The organism is Tenacibaculum sp. SM2510 (assembly GCF_057002845.1).
Map to the genome: position 1 here is coordinate 1,289,388 of NZ_CP192703.1, position 23,088 is coordinate 1,312,475.

At 30.5% G+C, this 23,088-nt stretch carries 23 protein-coding genes; 11 read left to right on the forward strand and 12 right to left on the reverse strand.

All coding sequences use genetic code 11. From position 1 onward, the window contains the following. Positions 1 to 52 precede the first annotated feature (52 nt). The 8 genes from ACQ629_RS05705 (at position 53) to ACQ629_RS05740 (ending at position 8,151) form a co-directional block, all read left to right on the forward strand. Positions 53 to 1,282 (forward strand): sigma 54-interacting transcriptional regulator, encoded by a 1,230-nt coding sequence (locus tag ACQ629_RS05705; protein ID WP_483706981.1) that lies wholly within the window; start codon positions 53 to 55, stop codon positions 1,280 to 1,282. Between the two features lie 46 nt (positions 1,283 to 1,328). Further along, positions 1,329 to 1,835 (forward strand): LptE family protein, encoded by a 507-nt coding sequence (locus ACQ629_RS05710; protein WP_483706982.1) that lies wholly within the window; start codon positions 1,329 to 1,331, stop codon positions 1,833 to 1,835. Next, complete coding sequence (locus ACQ629_RS05715) at positions 1,836 to 2,570, forward strand: hypothetical protein (protein WP_483706983.1); 735 nt, start codon at positions 1,836 to 1,838, stop codon at positions 2,568 to 2,570. After that, complete coding sequence (secG, locus tag ACQ629_RS05720) at positions 2,570 to 2,914, forward strand: preprotein translocase subunit SecG (RefSeq protein WP_483706984.1); 345 nt, start codon at positions 2,570 to 2,572, stop codon at positions 2,912 to 2,914. Before ACQ629_RS05715 ends, secG begins: the two co-directional genes overlap by 1 nt. A 164-nt stretch (positions 2,915 to 3,078) precedes the next feature. Then, positions 3,079 to 3,354, forward strand: a complete 276-nt coding sequence (locus tag ACQ629_RS05725; protein WP_483706985.1) for a co-chaperone GroES — start codon at positions 3,079 to 3,081, stop codon at positions 3,352 to 3,354. A 44-nt stretch (positions 3,355 to 3,398) separates the two neighbouring features. Next, complete coding sequence (groL, locus tag ACQ629_RS05730; protein WP_483706986.1) at positions 3,399 to 5,027, forward strand: chaperonin GroEL; 1,629 nt, start codon at positions 3,399 to 3,401, stop codon at positions 5,025 to 5,027. A 196-nt stretch (positions 5,028 to 5,223) separates the two neighbouring features. Next, a complete protein-coding gene (locus ACQ629_RS05735) occupies positions 5,224 to 5,646 on the forward strand; it encodes a hypothetical protein (RefSeq protein ID WP_483706987.1) in 423 nt (140 codons plus the stop codon). Between the two features lie 123 nt (positions 5,647 to 5,769). Next, positions 5,770 to 8,151 carry a hypothetical protein gene (locus tag ACQ629_RS05740; RefSeq protein WP_483706988.1) on the forward strand — a complete coding sequence of 794 codons (2,382 nt, stop codon included), beginning with the start codon at positions 5,770 to 5,772 and terminating at the stop codon, positions 8,149 to 8,151. A 26-nt stretch (positions 8,152 to 8,177) separates the two neighbouring features. Here the strand turns inward: ACQ629_RS05740 and ACQ629_RS05745 are convergent, their stop codons facing one another. The 12 genes from ACQ629_RS05745 to ruvC all read right to left on the reverse strand — a co-directional run bounded on the left by ACQ629_RS05745 (position 8,178) and on the right by ruvC (position 19,069). Next, positions 8,178 to 9,155, reverse strand: coding sequence for a polyprenyl synthetase family protein (locus ACQ629_RS05745; protein WP_483706989.1), 978 nt, complete (start codon positions 9,153 to 9,155; stop codon positions 8,178 to 8,180). A gap of 2 nt (positions 9,156 to 9,157) precedes the next feature. Continuing rightward, the gene (locus ACQ629_RS05750; RefSeq protein WP_483706990.1) at positions 9,158 to 10,369 is read right to left on the reverse strand and encodes an NAD(P)/FAD-dependent oxidoreductase; all 1,212 of its coding nucleotides are present in this window, start codon (positions 10,367 to 10,369) and stop codon (positions 9,158 to 9,160) included. 6 nt (positions 10,370 to 10,375) lie between these two features. Continuing rightward, positions 10,376 to 11,416: a dual-specificity RNA methyltransferase RlmN gene (gene rlmN, locus ACQ629_RS05755; protein WP_483706991.1), complete on the reverse strand. Its 1,041-nt coding sequence runs from the start codon at positions 11,414 to 11,416 to the stop codon at positions 10,376 to 10,378. Between the two features lie 70 nt (positions 11,417 to 11,486). After that, positions 11,487 to 12,536, reverse strand: coding sequence for a tRNA preQ1(34) S-adenosylmethionine ribosyltransferase-isomerase QueA (gene queA, locus ACQ629_RS05760; protein WP_483706992.1), 1,050 nt, complete (start codon positions 12,534 to 12,536; stop codon positions 11,487 to 11,489). Positions 12,537 to 12,602: 66 nt separating this feature from the next. Beyond that, positions 12,603 to 13,835 (reverse strand): 3-phosphoshikimate 1-carboxyvinyltransferase, encoded by a 1,233-nt coding sequence (locus ACQ629_RS05765; protein WP_483706993.1) that lies wholly within the window; start codon positions 13,833 to 13,835, stop codon positions 12,603 to 12,605. A 5-nt stretch (positions 13,836 to 13,840) separates the two neighbouring features. Next, positions 13,841 to 14,089 carry a hypothetical protein gene (locus ACQ629_RS05770; RefSeq protein WP_483706994.1) on the reverse strand — a complete coding sequence of 83 codons (249 nt, stop codon included), beginning with the start codon at positions 14,087 to 14,089 and terminating at the stop codon, positions 13,841 to 13,843. Next, positions 14,090 to 14,416 (reverse strand): nucleotide pyrophosphohydrolase, encoded by a 327-nt coding sequence (locus tag ACQ629_RS05775; RefSeq protein ID WP_218771382.1) that lies wholly within the window; start codon positions 14,414 to 14,416, stop codon positions 14,090 to 14,092. Between the two features lie 45 nt (positions 14,417 to 14,461). After that, the gene (locus tag ACQ629_RS05780; protein WP_483706995.1) at positions 14,462 to 14,839 is read right to left on the reverse strand and encodes a VOC family protein; all 378 of its coding nucleotides are present in this window, start codon (positions 14,837 to 14,839) and stop codon (positions 14,462 to 14,464) included. Beyond that, the gene (locus ACQ629_RS05785; RefSeq protein WP_483706996.1) at positions 14,836 to 16,047 is read right to left on the reverse strand and encodes an MDR family MFS transporter; all 1,212 of its coding nucleotides are present in this window, start codon (positions 16,045 to 16,047) and stop codon (positions 14,836 to 14,838) included. The genes ACQ629_RS05780 and ACQ629_RS05785 overlap by 4 nt, the downstream gene beginning before the upstream one ends. Before the next feature lie 513 nt (positions 16,048 to 16,560). Then, positions 16,561 to 17,322 (reverse strand): cyclase family protein, encoded by a 762-nt coding sequence (locus tag ACQ629_RS05790; RefSeq protein WP_483706997.1) that lies wholly within the window; start codon positions 17,320 to 17,322, stop codon positions 16,561 to 16,563. 7 nt (positions 17,323 to 17,329) lie between these two features. After that, on the reverse strand, positions 17,330 to 18,508 hold the full coding sequence (gene hemW, locus ACQ629_RS05795) for a radical SAM family heme chaperone HemW (RefSeq protein ID WP_483706998.1): 1,179 nt from the start codon (positions 18,506 to 18,508) through the stop codon (positions 17,330 to 17,332). A gap of 6 nt (positions 18,509 to 18,514) precedes the next feature. After that, a complete protein-coding gene (gene ruvC / locus ACQ629_RS05800; protein WP_483706999.1) occupies positions 18,515 to 19,069 on the reverse strand; it encodes a crossover junction endodeoxyribonuclease RuvC in 555 nt (184 codons plus the stop codon). A 263-nt stretch (positions 19,070 to 19,332) separates the two neighbouring features. Here ruvC and ACQ629_RS05805 point away from each other — a divergent pair, with 263 nt between their 5' ends. From ACQ629_RS05805 to ACQ629_RS05815, 3 genes are all read left to right on the forward strand, one after another. Beyond that, positions 19,333 to 19,803 (forward strand): hypothetical protein, encoded by a 471-nt coding sequence (locus ACQ629_RS05805; protein ID WP_483707000.1) that lies wholly within the window; start codon positions 19,333 to 19,335, stop codon positions 19,801 to 19,803. A gap of 533 nt (positions 19,804 to 20,336) precedes the next feature. Next, positions 20,337 to 21,656, forward strand: coding sequence for an ATP-binding protein (locus ACQ629_RS05810; protein ID WP_483707001.1), 1,320 nt, complete (start codon positions 20,337 to 20,339; stop codon positions 21,654 to 21,656). Beyond that, positions 21,649 to 22,395 carry a LytR/AlgR family response regulator transcription factor gene (locus tag ACQ629_RS05815; RefSeq protein WP_483707002.1) on the forward strand — a complete coding sequence of 249 codons (747 nt, stop codon included), beginning with the start codon at positions 21,649 to 21,651 and terminating at the stop codon, positions 22,393 to 22,395. The genes ACQ629_RS05810 and ACQ629_RS05815 overlap by 8 nt, the downstream gene beginning before the upstream one ends. Positions 22,396 to 23,088 lie beyond the last annotated feature (693 nt).

The window sequence follows — 23,088 nt, forward strand, 5'->3', positions numbered from 1 at the left end:
AAAAGATCAACTCTTTTCTCCCTATTCTTTTTTCTCTATTCTAAAGAAAAATATGGAAAACCTACAAGCAATAAAACAACGTTTTGGTATTATCGGTAACGATACGCAATTAAACCGCGCTATAGAAAAATCTATTCGTGTGGCTCCTACTGATATTTCAGTTTTAGTTACCGGAGAAAGTGGTGTAGGTAAAGAAAATATTCCGAAAATAATTCATCAATTATCACACAGAAAACACGCTAAATATATTGCAGTTAACTGTGGTGCAATTCCTGAAGGAACGATTGATAGTGAACTTTTCGGGCACGAAAAAGGAGCTTTTACAGGAGCTACCGCTGCTCGTAAAGGATATTTTGAAGTTACCGATGGAGGAACCATTTTTTTAGATGAAGTAGGTGAATTACCGTTAACAACACAAGTACGTTTATTACGTGTTTTAGAAAATGGTGAATTTATAAAAGTAGGATCATCACAAGTACAAAAAACCGATGTTCGTATCGTTGCAGCTACCAATGTAAACATGCAACAAGCTATTTCGAAAGAAAAATTTAGAGAAGATTTATATTACCGTTTAAGTACTATTGAAATTGATTTACCTGCTTTACGCGACCGTAATGAAGATATTCACTTGCTTTTTAGAAAATTTGCTTCAGATTTTGCTCAAAAATACCGAATGCCAACAATTCGCTTAGATGATAATGCTACAAAAGTATTATTAAACTATCGCTTCCCTGGTAACATTCGTCAGTTAAGAAACTTAGCCGAACAAATTTCTGTCGTAGAAGAAAGTCGCTTAATTACTGCCGAAAAATTAGTACAATATCTTCCGAAAAACAGAGGTAATTTCCCTGCAGTAATAGGGAAACAATCTAGCAATTCTGATTTCGCAAATGAACGAGACATTATGTATAAAATCTTGTTTGATATGCGTAATGACATCAATGATTTAAAAAAACTCACCTTAGATTTAATGCAAAATGGTGATGCAGAACAAGTGAAAGAAGAAAATCATGGCTTAATAGAGCGTATTTACCAAGAAACAGAAAAACCAGAAGACCATAACTTCGAAGTTGTTAAAATTCCACAATCATCGTCTACTCAAAATAATTACGAGTATGCTGAAACAATTGAAGAAGACGAAAACTTATCATTACAAGAAAAAGAAATTGAAATGATCCGAAAATCGTTAGAAAAAAACAGTAATAAACGTAAGTTAGCAGCAAAAGAATTAGGAATTTCAGAACGAACTTTATACCGAAAAATAAAACAATACGATTTATAAAATATTCGTTAAGATTATAATCCTTGAATTGTTTACTTTTGATTTTATGAAAAAACTTTTTTACAATATTGTTTTTATTACCGCTTCTATTGTATTGATAAGTTGTGGCGCTTATTCATTTACCGGAGGAAATACAGGGAATGCTAAAACCATTCAGGTTGATTTCTTTCCGAATCAGGCCCCTTTAATAGAACCAACCTTAAGTCAAGAATTCACACAAAATTTACGTGATTTATTTACACGTCAAACAAATTTAACATTAGTAAATTCTAATGGAGATTTACATTTTTCTGGTGAAATAACCGATTATCGAATTACACCAATGAGTGCTACCGCGAACCAAACAGCAGCACAAAACCGTTTAACAATTTCAGTAAATGTTATTTATGAAAACAAGTTAGAAGAAAAAGATAATTTCGAAAAACGCTTTTCTTTTTACTATGATTACGGTGCTACACAACAATTATCTGGCGGCGTATTAGACACTGCTTTAAAAGAAATTTTAGAAAGAATAACCCAAGATATTTTCAATGCTTCTGTTGCTAAATGGTAAATGTTGGATAAAAGAAAATACATACACGTTTTAGAGAAACCAGAAGTTATTTCACAAGAAATCAATTCAGAGCTTAAAAATATTATTCAACAATATCCTTATTTTCAATCAGCAAGAGCTTTATATTTAAAAATTTTAAAAAATAAAGATAGCTTTAAGTATAATAATGAATTAAAAATAACTGCAGCATACACAACAGATCGTAATGTTTTGTTTGACTTTATTACTGCTAACTCCTTTAAAGAAATTTCGAATCTAAAAGAAAAGAAAGTCAGTTTAAAAGAATTGCTTCTTCCTAGTAAAAAAGAAATTCAGAATATTAAAGAAGACTTAGCGATAGGAAAACCTTTAGCATTTACTAAAAACGAATCATTTTCTTTTAATCAGTGGTTACAATTATCATCTAAAAATGTAATCCCAAGAGATGGCTCTACAGAAATAAAAAAAGAAATTGCCGCTGAAAACTTAGTGAAAAACGCAATTATCGATCGTTTTATAGAAAAGTCCCCAAAAATTTCTCGGCCAAATAAAACAAATCTACCTGAGATTAAAGTTGCAGAAAACAAGCAAAATTCTCAGTTAGCAACCGAAACCTTAGCAAAGGTTTATCTTGAACAAAAAAAATATGAAAGTGCAATACAAGCTTATAAAATATTAAGTTTGAAATATCCAGAAAAAAGTGGTTTCTTTGCAGACCAAATTAAGAGAATACAAATTTTACAAAAAAATAAATAATGACTACGTATACTTTACTTTTAGTGTTAATATTGATTGTTGCAATAGCATTAATCTTAATCGTAATGGTTCAAAACCCTAAAGGTGGCGGATTATCTTCTTCTTTTGGAGGTGGTGGTGCTCAGAACATTGGTGGAGTACAAAACACCAATAGTTTTTTAGATAGAACTACTTGGACTTTAGCAATTACAATGTTTGCTTTAATTTTAATCGCAAACTTCGCTATTCCTAGAGGAAATTCAGCAGATGCTCCTCAATTAGATAGTACTTTAAAAAATGTAGAAACTACAGCTCCTGTTGCTGCTCCTACAACAAACGATACTACAAAAGATAGTGTAAACTAATCTTAATAACATATAATATAAAATGCCAACGTAATGACACGTTGGCATTTTTTTTGCGCATATTTTTCATTGATTTAGAAAAAGTGGCATATAATTTTTAATGGCATAATTTCTGACTATTTTTAACCAATAATAACAACTACTTAATCATAACTTATATAAAAATGGGATTAAATATTAAACCTTTAGCAGACAGAGTTCTTGTAGAACCAGCTGCAGCAGAAACCAAGACAGCATCAGGACTTATTATTCCTGATAACGCCAAGGAAAAACCACAAAAAGGTACTGTTGTTGCCATAGGAAACGGAACCAAAGATGAGCCTTTAACTGTAAAAGTTGGTGATACTGTTTTATACGGAAAGTATGCTGGTACAGAATTAAAACATGAAGGAAGTGATTATTTAATTATGAGAGAAAGCGACATTTTCGCTATCATATAATTTATTCACTCACCTAATAATTAATAAAAAAAATAGATCATAAAATGGCAAAAGATATAAAATTTGATGTTGACGCTCGTGACGGTTTAAAACGTGGAGTAGATGCATTAGCAAATGCAGTAAAAGTAACCTTAGGTCCTAAAGGACGTAATGTAATTATTTCTAAATCTTTCGGTGCGCCACATGTAACTAAAGATGGTGTTACTGTTGCAAAAGAAATTGAGTTAGAAGACCCTTTAGAGAACATGGGAGCTCAAATGGTAAAAGAAGTAGCTTCTAAAACTAACGATTTAGCTGGTGATGGAACTACAACTGCAACTGTATTAGCACAAGCAATCGTAAAGGAAGGTTTAAAAAATGTTGCCGCTGGTGCAAACCCGATGGATTTGAAGCGTGGTATTGATAAAGCTGTTGCTGCAATTACTGAAGACTTAGCTAAACAAGCTCAAGAAGTTGGTAACTCATCAGAAAAAATACAACAAGTAGCTTCTATCTCTGCTAACAACGATAAAGTTATTGGTGATTTAATCGCTACCGCTTTTGGTAAAGTTGGTAAAGAAGGAGTGATTACTGTTGAAGAAGCAAAAGGAATGGAAACTTATGTTGACGTTGTAGAAGGAATGCAGTTCGACCGTGGATATTTATCTCCGTACTTCGTAACTGATGCTGATAAAATGGTAGCTACTTTAGAGAATCCTTATATTTTATTATTCGATAAAAAGATTTCTAACTTACAAGAAATTTTACCAATATTAGAGCCTGTTTCTCAATCTGGAAGACCTTTATTAATTATTGCTGAAGATGTAGACGGACAAGCATTGGCTACTTTAGTAGTTAATAAATTACGTGGTGGTTTAAAAATTGCTGCTGTAAAAGCTCCTGGATTTGGTGATCGTAGAAAAGCAATGTTAGAAGATATTTCTATCTTAACTGGCGGAACTGTTATTTCTGAAGAAAGAGGTTTTTCTTTAGAAAATGCAACTTTAGATTTATTAGGAACTGCTGAAACAGTAACTATCGATAAAGACAATACTACTATTGTTAACGGTGCTGGTAATGAAGAGCTAATTAAAGGTCGTGTAAACCAAATTAAAGCGCAAATTGAAACTACTACTTCTGATTACGATCGTGAGAAATTACAAGAGCGTTTAGCGAAGTTAGCTGGCGGTGTTGCTGTTTTATATGTTGGTGCTGCTTCTGAAGTAGAAATGAAAGAAAAGAAAGATCGTGTAGATGACGCTTTACATGCAACTCGTGCTGCTGTAGAAGAAGGTATTGTTGCCGGTGGTGGTGTTGCCTTAGTGCGTGCTAAAAAAGTACTAGAATCATTAGTTACTGAAAACTTAGACGAAACTACAGGTGTACAAATCGTTAACAAAGCTATTGAAGCGCCTTTAAGAACAATTGTTGAAAACGCTGGTGGCGAAGGTTCTGTTGTAATTAATAAAGTGCTAGAAGGTAAAAAAGATTTTGGTTACGATGCTAAAGCCGAAGTATATGTTGATATGCTAGAAGCCGGAATTATCGACCCTAAAAAAGTTACTCGTGTAGCGTTAGAAAATGCAGCTTCTGTTGCTGGTATGATTTTAACGACCGAATGTGCTTTAATCGATATTAAAGAAGACGCTCCTGCAATGCCTCCAATGGGTGGCGGGATGCCAGGAATGATGTAGTCGAGAAGCTCGATACTTAAATATTTAAAAAACCTCTAAACGTTAACGTTTAGAGGTTTTTTTCATAAACACAATAATCTAATCGTCAGCTAACTAAATAAAGTAATTATCAAAAATGATGTAAAAAAAAGATAAAACTAACTTTACGGCACAATGCTTGTTAAATATTTACTAAATATTCAAAAAAAATGTTAATATGAAAACAAAAAATTACTTCGCTATTATTTTTTCTTTATGCACACTTGCAATTACTGCTCAAGAAAAAAACACTAAAAAAAAGGAATCAATTAATACTATTGTGCAAAAAAAAAATGTTAAATCTCAACAATTTGTTTTAGATTACTTGAAAACACATCCTAAAATTCGTGCTATTACTCTAAAAAATATTCTATACTCAAACACAAGCAGAACCCTAAATCAAGAATCTACATTAACAGATAATACAATAGATAAAAAACGCACTCATTTAAATACTGAGCCAGAAATAATAATCTTTCTTAATAATGAAATAGTTTTAAATAAACTAGACAAGTTAGAAAAAACAAAGATGAATACAGTACAGAATATCATCATCTCTAACTTAGGCTTTGATCAAAAGATTTATATAGAGCAAATATAATTTAGAATAAAACTCAAAAACCCCTATTAAAAATTGTTTTTTAATAGGGGTTATCTATATATCCGAATTAATAAAAAATAAATAAAAACCATCGGTAACTCAAATGCTATAAAAAGAAAAACTATGAAAAAAATCACATTACTAATACTACTATTAAGTTCGTTTAACATTCTTAGTCAGGATATTCATAAAATTGATTCAGCTTATGTAAGCTACTTTGAAAACACGAGAGAAACACCTTATTTACACTTAAATAAAACCTCTTTTTTAAAAGGTGAAGAAATATGGTTTCAAGCCTATGTAATAGAACAAAACTCTAAAAAATTACACAAAACAACTTCAAATCTGTATGTTTCAATATTTAATGATCAAAAAAAAATAAAAGATCAGTTTCTAATTCATATTAAAAACGGAATAGGAAAAGGTAGTATTACTTTAGATTCAACATTTACAGAAGGAAATTACTATATAAAGGCATCTACTAATTGGATGAAAAACTTCAAGGAAAGTAATTCATATAATCAAAAAATTAAAATTATTTCATCCTTTAAAAAAGATAAAAAAATAATTACCGAAAAAGAGTATTACGAATTTAAAATATTCCCTGAAGGCGGGCATGTTCTTGAAAATACTATTAATAATCTTGGTATATTAATTAAAGATAAAAATGGTAATGGTATAAAAATTAAGAGCGGAAACATTAAGAATAAGTCAAAAAAAATAATTACTACTTTTAAAACAAATTCATTTGGTTTAGGTAATGTTAATTTCTTTTTTAAGAAAAATGAAAGTTATGAATTTGAAGCTATGCTTGAAAACGGAATAATTATAAAAGCTGCACCTCCAGAATCTAAAAAAAATGGTTTAAACTTAAGAGTTGTTAACTCTAATCCTAAATTTTTATCAATTAACTTAAAAACAAATAAAAATAGCGTTCCTAAACTTATTCAGTCTGATGTTACTGTTTTTATTCACAACACAAATAAATACAAGAAATTCAAGATAAAAATTAATGAAAAAAGTCATAAATATGCTTTACTTATTAATAAAAACGAATTACCATTTGGTCTTAATACAATAACTGTATTTAACAACAACAAACCTATACTAGAAAGATTAATTTTTATTAATAATGAATCTTTATTTTCTAAAATAGAAACAAAAAATACCACTATTAATTCAGACTCTTTAGAGATAAATTTAAAAAACACTACAAATGAAACAACCCATTTAAGCACATCTTTTTTACCATTAACTACAAAAGCTTACGCCCCACAAAACAGTATTGTTTCTAGTACATTTTTTAAACCTTTTATTAAAGGTGACATTCAAAATTATAAATATTACTTAACTAATATTAATCAAAAAAAACTTAGAGACCTCGATTTACTCTTAATCACACAAGGGTGGGCAAAATATAACTGGAATGATATTTTTAATAAAACGCCCAAAACTAAATTTAATTTCGAAAACGGAATTAACATTACTTTAAAATCAAATACAAAAAGTAACAACCCCGTTTTAATGTATTCTCCAGAAAACAAAATTGTAAGAGAAATTAAATCTCTTAAAACACCTTATGTTTTAAAAAACACTTTTATTAAAAAGAATAGCGTTATCAAATTCGGTATAAAAAATCATGACAATATTTTTGAAACTACTCCTATTTTATCTTACTCTAAAAACTCTTTAAAAGAGTCTTTAAATTACAACTATAAGACCGAAAACTCTGAATTGGACTATTCTTCATTTAAATACCTATCTAATGATTTTGAATTCTTAAACGAAGTTATGGTTAAGGCTAATAAAAGAAAAACAGAGAGTAATGTTTATCTAGCTACAACCTTATTTAACAGTTTTAAAATGAAAGATATTATGATTGGATCGGGAGAAACGGTAATGGATTTCATCACTTACAAAACTGGAAAAAGGCTAAATAACATTAATGACATAGCGGGAACTCTCACTACTAAAACAGAGGAAAACATCAGCAAAGGGCAAATAGTAGAAAAGAGCTCAAGAACTAGACACTTAGAAGCTCGTGCCAAAGAAAGAGCAAACGCAATGCCTGGAAGCTTATTAGATTTAGCAGTAATAATAAATGGTAATAACAGGAGTCATGATCCTTCAATACTTGAAGGGATGCTTTTAGAGGATGTAGAAGAAATTTCATTTGGTAACAGCTCTCCTAGTGCTGCTACCGAAGTACATATTAAAACACTTACTCCTTTGCAGCTTAAAACTAAGAAAACAAAAATGAGTACCGTAAAATTACCTTATGGTTTTAGTAATGACAAAGTATATTACAATCCAAAATACCCTTCTTATTCTAACAAAACATATCAGCATTTTGGCGCTGTATATTGGAAATCAAACATAAAAATACCTGCTAATTCTAGTATCAGTTTTAAGATACCTAAAAATCAACAAAAGAAAATAAAAATGTTTATCGAAGGAATGTCTGAAAAAGGAAAAGTAATCTCTGAAGAAATAATATTAAAATAATTTTACACTATGTAGAACGTAGGATTTTAAATCTTACGTTCTACAACATAATCAATCATTTGTTGTAATGAGCTTTTATATGCTGATTCTGGAAAGTTATTTAATATGGCTAACGCCTTGTTTTTATAACTATGCATTTTAGTTGTTGCATACTCTAAGCCGCCATTTGTATTTACAAAAGCAATTACTTCTTTAACACGTTTTTTATTCGTGTTATGCTTTTTTACAGAGTTGATCAACCAAGATTTCTCTTTTTTAGAACAGTTATTTAAGGTATAAATTAACGGTAATGTCATTTTCTGCTCTTTAATATCAATTCCTGTAGGTTTCCCTATCTCGTCTTCGGTATAATCAAATAAATCATCTTTAATTTGAAAAGCAATTCCGATATACTCTCCAAACTTTCTCATTTGCTGAACAGTTTCATTATTTGCTCCTACTGATGCGGCACCAATACCACAACAAGCTGCAATTAAAGTTGCTGTTTTCTGTCGGATAATTTCAAAATAAATTTCTTCGGTAATATCTAGTTTTCGTGCTTTCTCTATCTGTAGTAATTCACCTTCACTCATTTCACGCACTGCGATAGAAATCAGTTTAAGAATATCAAAATCTTCATTATCAATAGACAATAACAATCCTTTTGACAATAAAAAATCTCCTACTAAAACGGCAATTTTATTTTTCCAAAGAGCATTGACTGAAAAGAAACCACGGCGACGATTACTATCATCCACCACATCATCATGTACTAAAGTTGCAGTATGAATTAATTCAACTACTGAAGCTCCTCGGTATGTTCGCTCATCAAAACCACCATCAGAAACCATTTTCGCTACTAAAAAAACAAACATCGGTCGCATTTGTTTTCCTTTTCTACGAACGATATAATACGTGATTCTATTTAATAAGGGAACTTTTGATAACATCGAATCTTTGAACTTAGTCTCAAAGAGTTCCATTTCGTTTTTAATAGGAAGTTTAATTTGCTCTACTAGTTTCACTTTTATTTTTTATTAGAAAATTGCTTTTTCACTCTACTCCATAAAAACGAAAAAATACGTTTAAAAAGGTTTACAAACTTAAATTCAAAAACCATATTTATTAGTTGATCGATATCTATTAAACTATGATACTTTTTTATTTTCGCATCTAATTTAGCATCTGGATATTTATTATAGACTGTTTCTGCTATAAAAGAACATAATCTCCAAGTGAAAAGATATTTTTTACGCCACTTTTTTCTGTAATTAGCAAAAGTATTTCTCTCTTTATTTATATAATTTTCTACATGAATTGTTACATCCTCTGCACTTCTTAAAGCATATCTAATTCCCTCTCCTCCTAAAGGATTAATTGATGAGATTGAATCTCCAATAGCTACAACTCTATTTTTATAAAAAACTTCTGAGATATTTCTAGTACTGCGAACTACTCCACCGTGAACATCTATTAATTTATAATCAGAAGCCTTCATATAATCAGAAATAATTCTTTCCGTAATTTGTTTTAGAGATTCAGAATGTTTTTCACTCTCTTTAGAAAGCATTTTTGCTGTACCAACTTTTAAAACGTTTTTATCCATCGGGAAAACCCACGAATACCCTTTATGACACCATTTATCTCCTAAAAAAAAGAACAAATCATCTTTAAATTTATTATATACCTGATCATTAACTTTAATCATATATTCAACACCTGCGGCCAAATCCATTGCTGGCTGTTCTTCTATACTATTATAGATAACTTTTCTTCCTGGACCAGTAGCGTCAACCAATAGTTTAGCTTTAATAGCTATTTTTTTATTTTCTTTTTTTGAATAAAAATGAGCTGAAATACCTTTATCTGTAACTTGTTTTGAAACATAAGAGTACCCCATTAAAACATCTCCACCATTTTTTATGCAGTCATCTGCCAAAAATTGTCTAAGCTTAGCAAAATCTAATACGACTCCTTTGTTTTCATCAGCTGTCCAACGTGCAAATTCATTAGAACTTTGTATTGTGAAATTTTTCCAGTACCGACCAATAATACTCTCAGGAAGATTAAACTCTTTAAAACCCTGCATAGACATCCCTGCACTTGAAAAATTATTATCGTAAAAGGATGCAAAACGTTCAACTAATAATACATTTAAACCTTTTTTAGCTAAATTCCTAGCACATTGACCACCTGCTGGCCCTGCTCCAATTACAACTACATCGCATTCATCTTTCATCTATTCTTAAGACTTATTTGCCAATTGCCCGCAAGCTGCATCGATATCTTTACCTCTAGAACGACGAACATTTACCGTTATATCATTCATTTCTAAATTCGATATATAATTGTTTATTGCTTCCGGGCTCGCTTGTTGAAATTCAACATCACCAATAGGATTATATTCTATTAAATTTACTTTACAAGGAACGTATTTACAAAATTGAATTAAGGCATTAATATCTTCTTTTTTATCATTAATTCCTCCCCACACTACATATTCGTAGGTAATCATTCTTTGGGTTTTCTCATACCAGTATTCTAACGCTTCTTTTAAATCTTTTAAAGGAAAAGTAGCATTAAATGGCATGATAGACGTACGAACTTCATCAATAGCAGAATGCAATGAAACAGCTAAGTTAAACTTAACCTCATCATCTGCCATTTTCTTAATTATTTTAGGCACGCCTGATGTAGAAACCGTAATACGTTTAGGAGACATCCCTAAACCTTCTGGAGAGGTGATTTTATCGATAGATTTAATTACGTTATTATAATTCATCAATGGCTCTCCCATTCCCATAAAAACAACATTAGATAACTTTTTGTTGTAATACAGCAAACTTTCTTTATTGATGGCTGCAACCTGATCATAAATCTCATCTGGATTTAAGTTTCGCATTCTTTTTAAACGCGATGTTGCACAAAAACGACAATCTAAACTACAACCAACCTGACTAGAAACGCAAGCAGTTGTTCGTGTTTTTGTAGGTATTAAAACAGACTCTACCACTAACCCATCGTGTAAACGAACAGCATTTTTTACAGTACCATCTTTACTACGCTGCATATTATCAACCTTAATATGGTTAATTACAAAGTTTTCATCTAGCATTTTACGAGTATCTTTCGATAAACTCGTCATGTCATCAAACGAATGTGCCGATTTACTCCACAACCATTCATATATTTGATTACCTCGAAATGCCTTATCTCCGTTCGCTACAAAAAAATCACGTAATTGTTCTTTTGTTAATGCGCGTATGTCTTTTTTCTTAACTTCCATCGGGTGCAAAAATACATAAAACCTCACAAGTAATCTTGTGAGGTTTTATAATTCGTTTAAATCTATATTATTATAAAATCAACATCGCGTCTCCGTACGAGTGAAATTTATATTTCTCTTTAATTGCTTCTTGATATGCTTCCATCATAAAATCATGTCCTGCGAAAGCAGAAACAGTCATCATTAATGTTGATTTTGGTGTGTGAAAATTTGTAATCATACAATTTGCAACACTAAATTCAAACGGAGGAAAGATAAATTTATTTGTCCAACCTTCAAATTCTTTTAATTTGCGTTTAGAAGTAATTGCCGATTCTGTTGCTCTCATTACAGTTGTACCAACAGCACATACTCTTTTCTTTTTAGCTAAGGCATCGTTTACCATATCTGCAGTGGCTTGCGTTACATTAATCTTTTCAGAATCCATTTTATGCTTCGATAAATCTTCTACCTCAACCGGATTAAAAGTTCCTAAACCTACATGCAACGTAGTTTCTGCAAACTCAATTCCTTTAATTTCTAAACGCTTCATTAAATGTTTAGAAAAATGCAAACCTGCTGCTGGTGCTGCTACAGCTCCTTCATGTTTTGCATAAATTGTTTGGTAACGGTCTTCATCTGTTGCCTCTACTTCACGCTTTATATATTTAGGTAATGGTGTTTCACCTAACTTTACTAACTTTTCTCTAAACTCTTCGTAAGGCCCGTCGTATAAGAAACGCAATGTTCTACCACGAGATGTTGTATTATCAATAACCTCAGCTACTAAACTTTCATCATCACCAAAAAATAATTTGTTTCCGATTCTAATCTTTCTTGCCGGATCTACTAATACATCCCAAAGACGATTTTCAGCATTCAACTCACGTAATAAAAACACCTCAATACGCGCTCCAGTTTTTTCTTTATTCCCGTACATACGAGCAGGAAAAACCTTTGTATTGTTTAACATCATTACATCTCCTTCATCAAAATAATTGATTAAATCTTTAAATAATTTATGTTCAATTTTTTGAGTATCTCTGTGCAACACCATTAAACGTGCTTCATCTCTATGTTCTGAAGGATATTCTGCTAATAATTCTTCTGGTAATTCAAAACTAAAATTTGATAATTTCATTTATTTTTTTTTCTTACGTGGGCAAATATACGATTTGGACATAGGCCTTGTCAAGTGATTCCCCTTTTATTTTCCTTTAATCGTTTCTATACCTACTTGTTGCATGTCTTTCCAAAAATTACGATACGATTTTGTCACCACTTCGGCATCTAAAATAACAATTGGTACTTTTAATGCTAACGGCGCAAATGTCATTGCCATTCTATGATCGTTATAGGTAGCAATACTTATATTTTTATTGATGCTATTTGCAACCTTTAAATGCAAACTTTGATTAGTTATACTAATATTTGCCCCCAACTTAGTTAACTCTTCTTTTAAAGCCTCTAACCGATCGGTTTCTTTTATTTTTAAGGTATGAAGCCCTGATAAATCACAAGCAATTCCTAACCCAAAACAAGTTACTGCAATTGTTTGAGCAATATCTGGTGCATTTTTTAAATCTTCGTTTAAAATAGCGGTATCATGAACTGCTTCTTTCGTTAAAACAATAGTATTTTCTTTAAACGTTGTTACAACTCCAAAATGATTATAAATCCTTGCCAAGCAACTATCTCCTTGTAAACTATCTTTTTTATAGGCTGATAATTTCACTGACGCTCCTATTTCACTCAACGCTATTAACGAGTAAAAATAAGAAGCAGAACTCCAATCTGACTCTACTACAATATCCTGAGTAGAAATTTCAGTTTGACTTTTAATAGTAATTACATTACCCTCAAAATTTGCCGAAACACCTATTTGACGTAACAAAGTTAATGTCATTTTTATATACGGAATAGAAGTAATATCACCTTTTAATTCAATTATTAATCCGTTTTTTAAACTTGGTGCAATTAACATTAAAGCAGAAATATATTGACTACTTACATTGCCATCAATAGTAACTTTAGCTGTCAATAATTCTTTCCCTTTAATTTTTATTGGCGGATATCCGTCTTTTTGTACATATTCAATATCCGCACCTAAATCGCGGAGTGCATTGACTAAAATTTTAATCGGTCTATTATGCATTCTGTCTGATCCTTGCAATACTTTTATAGCACCTTCTTTACTCGCAAAAAAAGCACTTAAAAAACGCATTGCTGTACCTGCATGACCAATATCTGTAATTTCTTTTTCTGATGATAATGCTTCTTGTAAATGATGCGTATCATCAGAGTCTGATAAATTCTGAATGGTAATATCCGTATATAATTGTTGTAAAATTAATAACCTGTTAGATTCACTTTTCGAACCCGAAATAGTTACTTCAGCATTAATTTTAGAACCTTTTTTTGTTGCTAGTTGTAAGTTCATAAAGATTACTTTGTTCTTTTATTTACCACATAGATAGCATACAAAATACTAACAGTTACTTTAGTTAGCCAAAAACGTTTCCATTTTCCTTCTGAAAAATTAATAGTATTTACAGTTTCAAAATCTGCAGAAAATAAAGCACCTCCACTATTTACTAGTAATGAGAATATTGCGACAACTACTAAAAAAGGAACACCTACTTTAAGTACATTAACCCAAAAAGATCCTTTTTGTATATTTTTAATAAGACTCATTTATTTTAATTTTTCGTTGTTGTGATGACGATCGTGATCGCGTTTTGTTTTTATATCTAATTTTTTATCAAAAGCTTCCTGAAGATTTATTCCTGTTTGATTTGCCAAACACAATACTACAAACATTACATCTGCTAACTCTTCACCTAGATCTTTATTTTTATCGCTCTCTTTTTCACTTTGCTCTCCGTAACGGCGTGCAATAATTCTTGCTACCTCCCCTACCTCTTCTGTTAATTGGGCCATGTTTGTTAACTCGTTAAAATAACGAACTCCATGATTTTTAATCCAATTGTCAACTTCTTTTTGAGCGTCTTGTATATTCATTTTTACTTCAGAATTTAAAATTCAAATATAAATATTTCTTTTGGGCTAATTAATTCGCCAAGGTGGATTTTTTCTATTCTTTCCTGCTTTAAACAAGATAATCTTATTTCCATCCGGATCTAACAAATGAGCTTCTCTCCACAACCATGTTTCATCTTTAGGCAATTGTGTAAAAACGATTCCTTTTTCTTGGAGGTTATTAACTAACTCATCTAAATTTTCATCTTCAAAATATACATTTACGCCATTCCCTTTTGACAAATTATCTACTTTGTGAATAGAAAAAGTAGCATCTCCATCAGGAACTTGAAAACGAACATAATTAGGCATTGCATCTACAATAAGAAGCAATCCTAATTTTTTATAAAAACTAGTTGCTTTTTCTACATTTAAAGACGGAATTGTAATTTGATTTAAATTCATCTTTCTAACTTTTCTTTTTTAACAACGCGACTTAACATCCATAAGAAAAACAATCCTATTACCGACATAAAAGTAATAATCCACCATGTTTTATCAAACCCCAAAGCAGCTACCAATTGCATTCCTGAATTATGCCCGAAAATATGTGCTAACGAAAAAGCAATACTATAATATGCCATGTATTCTCCTTGATTTCCTTTTTTTGCACGCTCCATTACAAAAGCATTCGAAAACGGAAAAGCAATCATTTCGCCAATAGTCATAAACAACATTCCTATTACTAAAACACCAACCCAACCTGTTAAATTTAGCACTAAAAAACTTATTCCGGTTAAAAACAATCCCACAAACATTAAGCGTTCTTTTGAATATTTACTTTCTTCTAACCATTTAATTAGCGGCATTTCTAATAAGAAAATTAAAAAACCATTCATTCCCATTAATAGCCCTATTTCTAATTCTGATAAATAATGTGTGTCTTTATAATACAATGGCATTGTTGAAAAATATTGCAAAAACACAAACCCGAAGATAAACATCGCTACAAAAAACACCCAAAAAGCCTTATCTGAAAATACAGAAACTGGCTTTTCAACTTTTACCTCATCTAAAACTTTCGCTTTTTTAGGGTTCAGCACTTTTACAAGCAATAATGTTGCTAAAATACACGTAATACCATCAACCCAAAATAGTCCGCCATAACTTAATGTTGTTATAATAATTCCCCCAACTGCTGGTCCTGCTGAAAAACCTAAGTTAATCGCCAAACGGATTAAGGTTACCGAACGCGTTTTATTTTCGGGCTTACTATAAGCACTTAAAGCCACAAACATTGCGGGTCTAAAAGTGTCTGCCACTAGCATTACTAAAAAGATACCAATACAAAAACCGTAAAAAGTAGTTACAAACTGTAACGCTATAAACAATAAACCAGTTAAAAATAAACTTGTTTTCATTACTTTATACGAACCAATTTTATCTGTTAATTTCCCTCCCAACCAAGATCCAAATACCGATCCTGCACCGAAACAACTCATAATCCAACCCACATCTTTTAAACTAAAATCTAAATCTTTGGTTAAATACAATGATAAAAACGGAATTACCATTGTACCTGCTCTGTTTATTAAGGTAATTAAAGCAAGCCACCAAACTTCGGTAGAGAGCCCTTTAAACGTCTCTAAATAATTAAAATATAGTTTTTTCATAATGTTTGGTTTAGTAGTTATTGATGCTCTTAAAAATAAAAAGTCCGACTTCTCAGTCGGACTTTTTATAATTGATATATTTTATATTTAAATAATCATAATACATAAATAGCCCGATATCTGTCGTACCTTACGACCGATTTAGATTGCTTATATGTATTAAAAATTGTCATTTTATCTTATTTTAAGCTGTAAACTTAAGAAAAAAACAGATATAACTACATAAAATTCAGTTTTTATACTCATTATAAATAAATTAAGTAAAAAATAAATTGCTTTATTTCTAATTAACTAATTAAAAAGTATACTTAAAAGATACATTTAATCTGGTTATCGACAAAAAAAGGTCTTTCATCTAAAATAAAAATTTTCTTTACGTTGTTTGAATATCTTTGAAGTGTAAATGAAACATAAAGTAAATCTCGCTGAACAGATAGAGGTCACTAAAAAGAAACATTTACTGCATATATTAAAAAAATTGCAACTATTCAAAGTTATTTTTATATAAAAAAATCACTTAAATTGTTTTTCAACCTCATACAAAATAGGTTTGCTTGGCGTTGCATCGTTTTCGAAAGGAGCAATCATTAAATTTAAAAAATAAGCTCCGTCTTTTATTGAATTTTTTACGTAAATAAACTCTGTAATAGTTGCATCAAAACGAATTTTATTAGCAGTATTCCAAAAAGCGTTGTGGGCTAATAACTTTCCTTCATCTTTTTCTTTATCTACAGAAGGTAAATCTATTAATAAATGCTTTATCCCTATTTCTTTTAAATAAATAGCGGCAGCTTCTAATAAGTAAGGCGGATTTGTATTTGAATAACGGGTGCTTGTTTTTTTATCTGAATTTGGTAATGTTCTAATAACAACTGCTTCGCTTTCTTTTCCTTTTAAAGCCTTTTCTAATTGTTCTTTGGTTATAACAAAATCTCCATTTTTTATCTCCTTCGGTATTATTGTTACAACCTCTGCTAAGAAGAAAAATGTTTTTACGTTTTTATTTACAGAGTGTACTTGTTTTGTAATATGCCCAACACACTCGGTATGTGTTATATGCGCATGCGGATTAAAAGAAATATTGTTGAAATTAACATCTGCTCCTTTAGAAACGCTACCTATCCAATCACCTTCTTTTACTGCCTTAATTTCAGGTTCATCAACATACCATGCATTGATATTTTCTTTTAAAACATCTATTGAAATAGAAATATCTAATGGTTTTGATAAATCTATTTTATGTTTTTCTGAATTGTATGTTATCTCTGCTATCATGTTTTTATTATTTAATTATAAATAATTCTGAAGCCAAACCATCTGCCAAGAACTTTCCTTTTGGGGTTGTTTTTAATACCCTGTCGTCATAACGAGGAGATAACGACGAAGTAATATGATTAAAACCTACAGATTGCTTCGTTTCTCTCGCAATGACAAGCAAACCTTCATCTATAAACTTTTTTGACGAGATTAGTAATTGCTCTTTAAAATCTTCATCAATCTTATTTAATGATACGCCCCAAACAGTTCGTAAGCCTGTCATTAAATATTCGTTAAACTGATCTTCTTTGGATAATTCTTCTACTTCATTCGGAAGATTACCTTGCTGAAGTTCCTTTATATATTTTGCATTGTTGGCTATATTCCAACTACGATGCGTTTTACTAAACGAATGTGCCGACGGACCAATACCAATGTATTTTTTACCCAACCAATAACTAGTATTGTGTTTAGAAAAATAAGCAGGCTTCCCAAAATTTGATATCTCATAATGTATGAATCCGTTTTTGGCAGTTTCTGCTACTAAAATATCAAAATGTTCTTTTGCTACTGTTTCATCAGGTGCGGGATATTTTCCTTGACTAATAAAACTAGCCATTGCTGTTTTTGGCTCAACTGTTAATGCGTAGCTTGAGATATGATTCACGCTAAAATTGAACGCTATTTGCAAGTTCTCTTTCCATCGTTCGTTACTCATATTAGGAACGCCGTAAATTAAATCTACAGTAATATTATCAAAATGGCGGGTCGCCATAGACAAACATTCTTTTGCTTCTTTAGCGTTATGTGCGCGATTCATGCTTTTTAAATCCTCCTCAAAAAAAGATTGCACGCCAATACTTAACCTGTTGATAGGCGAATTTGCTAATTCTAAAATTTTAGCCTCAGATAAATCATCAGGATTGGCTTCTAAAGTAATCTCTGGGTTTTCAATTACTTTATAATTCTGATGAATAGCATCTAACAACGTTTCTATTTCTTCTTTCGATAGTAAAGACGGAGTTCCGCCTCCAAAATAAATAGTTTCTATGGTTTCGTTTACTAATTCTTCTTTTCTGACTTCAAGCTCTTTCACCATACACAAAACCAAGTCCTCTTTCTTTTTTAAAGATGTTGAGAAATGGAAATCGCAATAAAAACATGCTTGCTTACAAAACGGTATGTGTATATAGATTCCTGCCAAATTAAATTACTTTTTAACTCGTTTTTCATTCTGTTTCACAAAACTTGCCCAACCTGTATAGTTTTTACCACCAACAACTCTTCCTGAGTTGTAATGATGGCAAACCGCTGCGGCTAAACCATCGGTTGCATCTAAATTTTTAGGCAAGGTTTTTAAATTTAATAAAGACTTTAGCATTAGTGCTACTTGTTCTTTACTTGATTTTCCATTACCTGTTATTGCCATTTTTATTTTTAAAGGCGCATACTCTGTTACTGGTATTTCACGTGATAATGCTGCTGCCATAGCAACACCTTGCGCACGACCTAACTTTAACATCGATTGTACATTCTTTCCAAAAAACGGTGCCTCTAAAGCAACCTCATCTGGGTGATAGGTATCTATCAACTCAATAGTACGTTCAAAAATTAATTTTAGTTTTATATAATGGTCGTCGTATTTTTTTAAAATCAATTCATTCATTTGAACGAATTCCATTTTTTTTCCTACCACTTTTATAATTCCGAATCCCATGATAGAAGTTCCGGGGTCAATACCTAATATGATTTTTTCTGTCTTCAAATTTTATTGTACTTTGTACAAATACAAAACTAATCAATTAAATCTTTTATGAGTGTATTTGGTTTATTATAGGTTTAGTTATTTATCATTTCTTTTTTTTAAAGCTTACCTTGTAATTAGTTCCTCGTATTTTATTTCTTAAAAAAATAATCTTATTCCTATAATCCCCCACCTTATGCTTTTTTTTCTGGTGTTTTAATATTTTATTGTTTATTTGAAAAGAAACAATAAAATATTATTAACCAATTTAAAACTATATATCTATGTCACAAAGAATCTCAATCCCTTGTAAATTTACCAAATCAACAGGTACTTATCCAAAAAGTGGTTTTACTTTTGGTATTGATGCTAATAAAAAACAAATATTAGTAGCAAACCCATTGAGTGCTACAATGAACCCAATCAATGGAAACCCCAATAAAATGCCTTATAATCTAACAATTATTATTGGTATTGATGCCGGTTATAATGGAAGTCCTGGTTTATATTATGATGCTTCTGATTCGTCTTTTATTGTGGAATTTAATTATAAACATACAGCAATTCCTAATACCCTTTATCAATGGACTATCACTGTTGAAAATGGAGATGGAAGAATTATAACAGGTCCCAATAAACCTAAAGCGTATCTTACAGACACTAACCAAAACTCTTATAATACAATGGTAGAAGGAAAAGGTACAGAAACTTCTAAAGGAACAGAGGTCAGTTTTGATGAGCCTCCAATGAAATAAAAAAATTGTTTAATTTAATGCTCTAGTAAAACAGAGCATTTTTTTATCTTAGTACATTAATTCTATTATTGATGTATCTTAAAACCATATTTCCTCTCTACGTATTTCTGCTATTCTTCAATAACTTTATTTTTTCACAAGATAAACATGATATATATTCAGACATATTAGAATACTCCAATAAAATTAACACGGAACCAAATTTTAAAAAAATAGCTTTCTTTTTTTCTAAAAAAAATTGGGATTCAACATTAGTATATACGCAAAAACAGCTATCTAAAAATAAGTTAAATAAGCATTCAACAGATTTAATTTATTATCTACGAGGAGTAAGTTTATTTAAAAAAAAGATTTTTACTGAAGCAAAAAATCAACTGATCAAAATCTCCCCAGATTTTGAATTTCATAATATTAAAGAATTTTATTTAGGCTATACTTATGTCTCTTTGTCCAAACATAAACTAGCCATTAAACATTTCTTCCCTCTTTCTTTGAAAAAGAATGATGAGTTAAAATATTTCAAGAAAGAATCGATGTACAAAAATCTATCATCTTGCTATTCTATAATTAACCAATTTGACAAAGCTGAATTTTATTTTGAAAAACTCAATCAAAATTCAAAAGATACTTTAAAATTAATTGATGCTTATAATAATAGAGCTAACTTATATTACAACAATCCTGAAAGATATAATCTTGCTATTTTATATTTTAAAAAAGCTTACAACCTCGCTTCACAAATTAGTTACAACTCATATAACGTATCTCAATCTAATATTAACTATAGTAAAGTCGATTTTCTTAAAAGAAAAAGAAAAGCTACCAAAAACATGGCTGTAGTAGAAGAAAACAATAACAATTACAAGTCTGCTCTTTTATATAGAAATGAATATGAGAGGTATCATGATACTATAAATGATCAAAATTTAATTTATGAAGTGGCAAAAAAAGAAAAAGAATTTGCTGTAAAACAAAAACAAAACGAGGTAGATATTTTACAGGTAAAAAATGAACTACAAGCAACGCAACGTACTATTTTTTTATATGCTGCTATTGGCTTATTAATTCTCTTAGGTATTAGCTTTTATTTTTACAGAGAAAAAGTAAAACGAAATAAAATAATTGCGCACCAAAAAGAAAATTTAGATGTTTTAAACGCTACAAAAGATAAATTATTTTCTATTGTTAGTCACGATTTACGCTCTTCAGTAAATGCATTAAAAACAAGTAATATTGTTTTATTAGATAACTTGGCCTCAAAAAACATTGATGCACTTGGTAATCTATTGAAAAAAAATAGCGCTATTGTTAACGGAGCTTATGGTTTGTTAGATAATTTGCTGCACTGGGCATTGTCGCAAACCAAACAAGGCTATTTTGAAATAACGGATACTCGCTTGTTTTTTATGGTTGAGCAAATGGCCTATAACTACAAACCTTTAATGCTTGAAAAAAACATTCAGTTTGAAAATAAAGTATTAAAAAAGGATCTTGTTTTAGCTGATCAAGAGTCATTAAAATTGGTAATCAGAAACTTACTTGACAACGCCATAAAGTTTTCTAATACAGATGGAATAATAAAAGTATATTCAAGAAATGAACAAAAAGATTATTGCGATTTAATTGTTGAAGATACTGGTATGGGTATGAGTAATAACACCCGAATAACGCTTTTAGAAGACACGTTGCTTTTATCTAAAAAAGAACACGAGACTGTTATTGGAACCGGATTAGGATTGCAATTATGTAAAACAATGGTTAAAAAAAATAATGGTAAATTCTCTATAGAAAGTGAATTAGGCATAGGCACAAAAATGATTGTATCTTTACCTAAAAAACAACTCAATGGATAATGTTAATGTATTTATTATAGAAGACACACCTGCAGAAAGTGATCGTTTAATTAAAGTGCTAGAAGCCAATAATTATAACGTTACAGGTGTTGCCCGAAATTTTAAAGAAGCATTAACTAAATTTTATCAAGTAAAGGTTGATATTGTTATTATAGATATATTTTTAAATGGTGTAGCTGACGGTATTTCTTTTGCAGAAACAATTAGCATCATTCCTGAAGCGAGTAAACCATTTGTTTTTTTAACAAGCTCAACAGATCGTGAAATTTTTAAAAGAGCAAAACTAACGCAACCTTTTAGTTATTTAATGAAACCCTTTAATGAACTAGAAGTATTATACGCCATAGAAATGGCAGTAGAAAAATTCTATGCACAAACAGATGTTTTTTTAGATGATGAAGAAGATACTATTATAAGTGATGAATATTTATTTATAAAAAAAGGTAAGTCTTTAAAAAAAGTACGTATTTCTGACATTATTTATATTGATGTAGAAGAAAAATATTGCAATATTATTACAGAAAAAGAAAAGTTTGTGATCCTTATTTCATTAACAAAAATTCTAACGCTTTTAGACAATTCTATATTTAACAGAACACATAGAAACTTTATTGTTAACATAGAGAAGATTATTGAAATAATACCTGCTGATAATCTAATACTCTTACAAGGAGATCATAAAGCTACACTTAGCGAAAAATATAAAGGTTTTATAAAAAAAGTACGCACCTTAAAATAAAAAAACGTCATTACAAGGAACGAAGTAATCTCACCTCAACAAAAAAAGAGCCTTAATAAACAGATTGCGTCAATACATTATGTTTATTTCACAATGACCAAAAAAATGTCATTACGAGGTACGAAGTAATCCCCCTCAACAAAAAAAGAGCCTCAATAGACAGATTGCGGCAATACATTGCATTTCTTTCGCAATGACCAAAAAAATGTCATTACGAGGTACGAAGTAATCTCTCCTCAACAAAAAAAGAGCCTCAATAAACAGATTCCTTCAATACATTGTATTTATTTCGCTATAACTAAAAAAAACGTCATTACGAGGCACGAAGTAATCTCTACTCAACAAAACAAGAGCCTTAATAAACAGATTTCTGTAAGAACTTCTTTCTTTACAAGAACAGTTATAAAATCTCATGCCCTTTTTTTTCTTTCTTATAGAAAAGAAACTCCTCTTCGTTCCATTTTTTTTAATTCTCACCTATTCCTGAAGTAATTTTATATCAGAAATAAGACGCTAGCATATATTATTTTATTGTTTTTAAATAATTGTAATTGTAGAAACCCAGCCGTGTTTTCGGTAAATACTATAACTACACTTTACTATTTAACAACTAATCAAACTTATATTTAATGGAGCAGTAACCATTTTAAAAACGTGGCGGAATCCGAAAAGCCTTATGAGTAGGAAAACTAA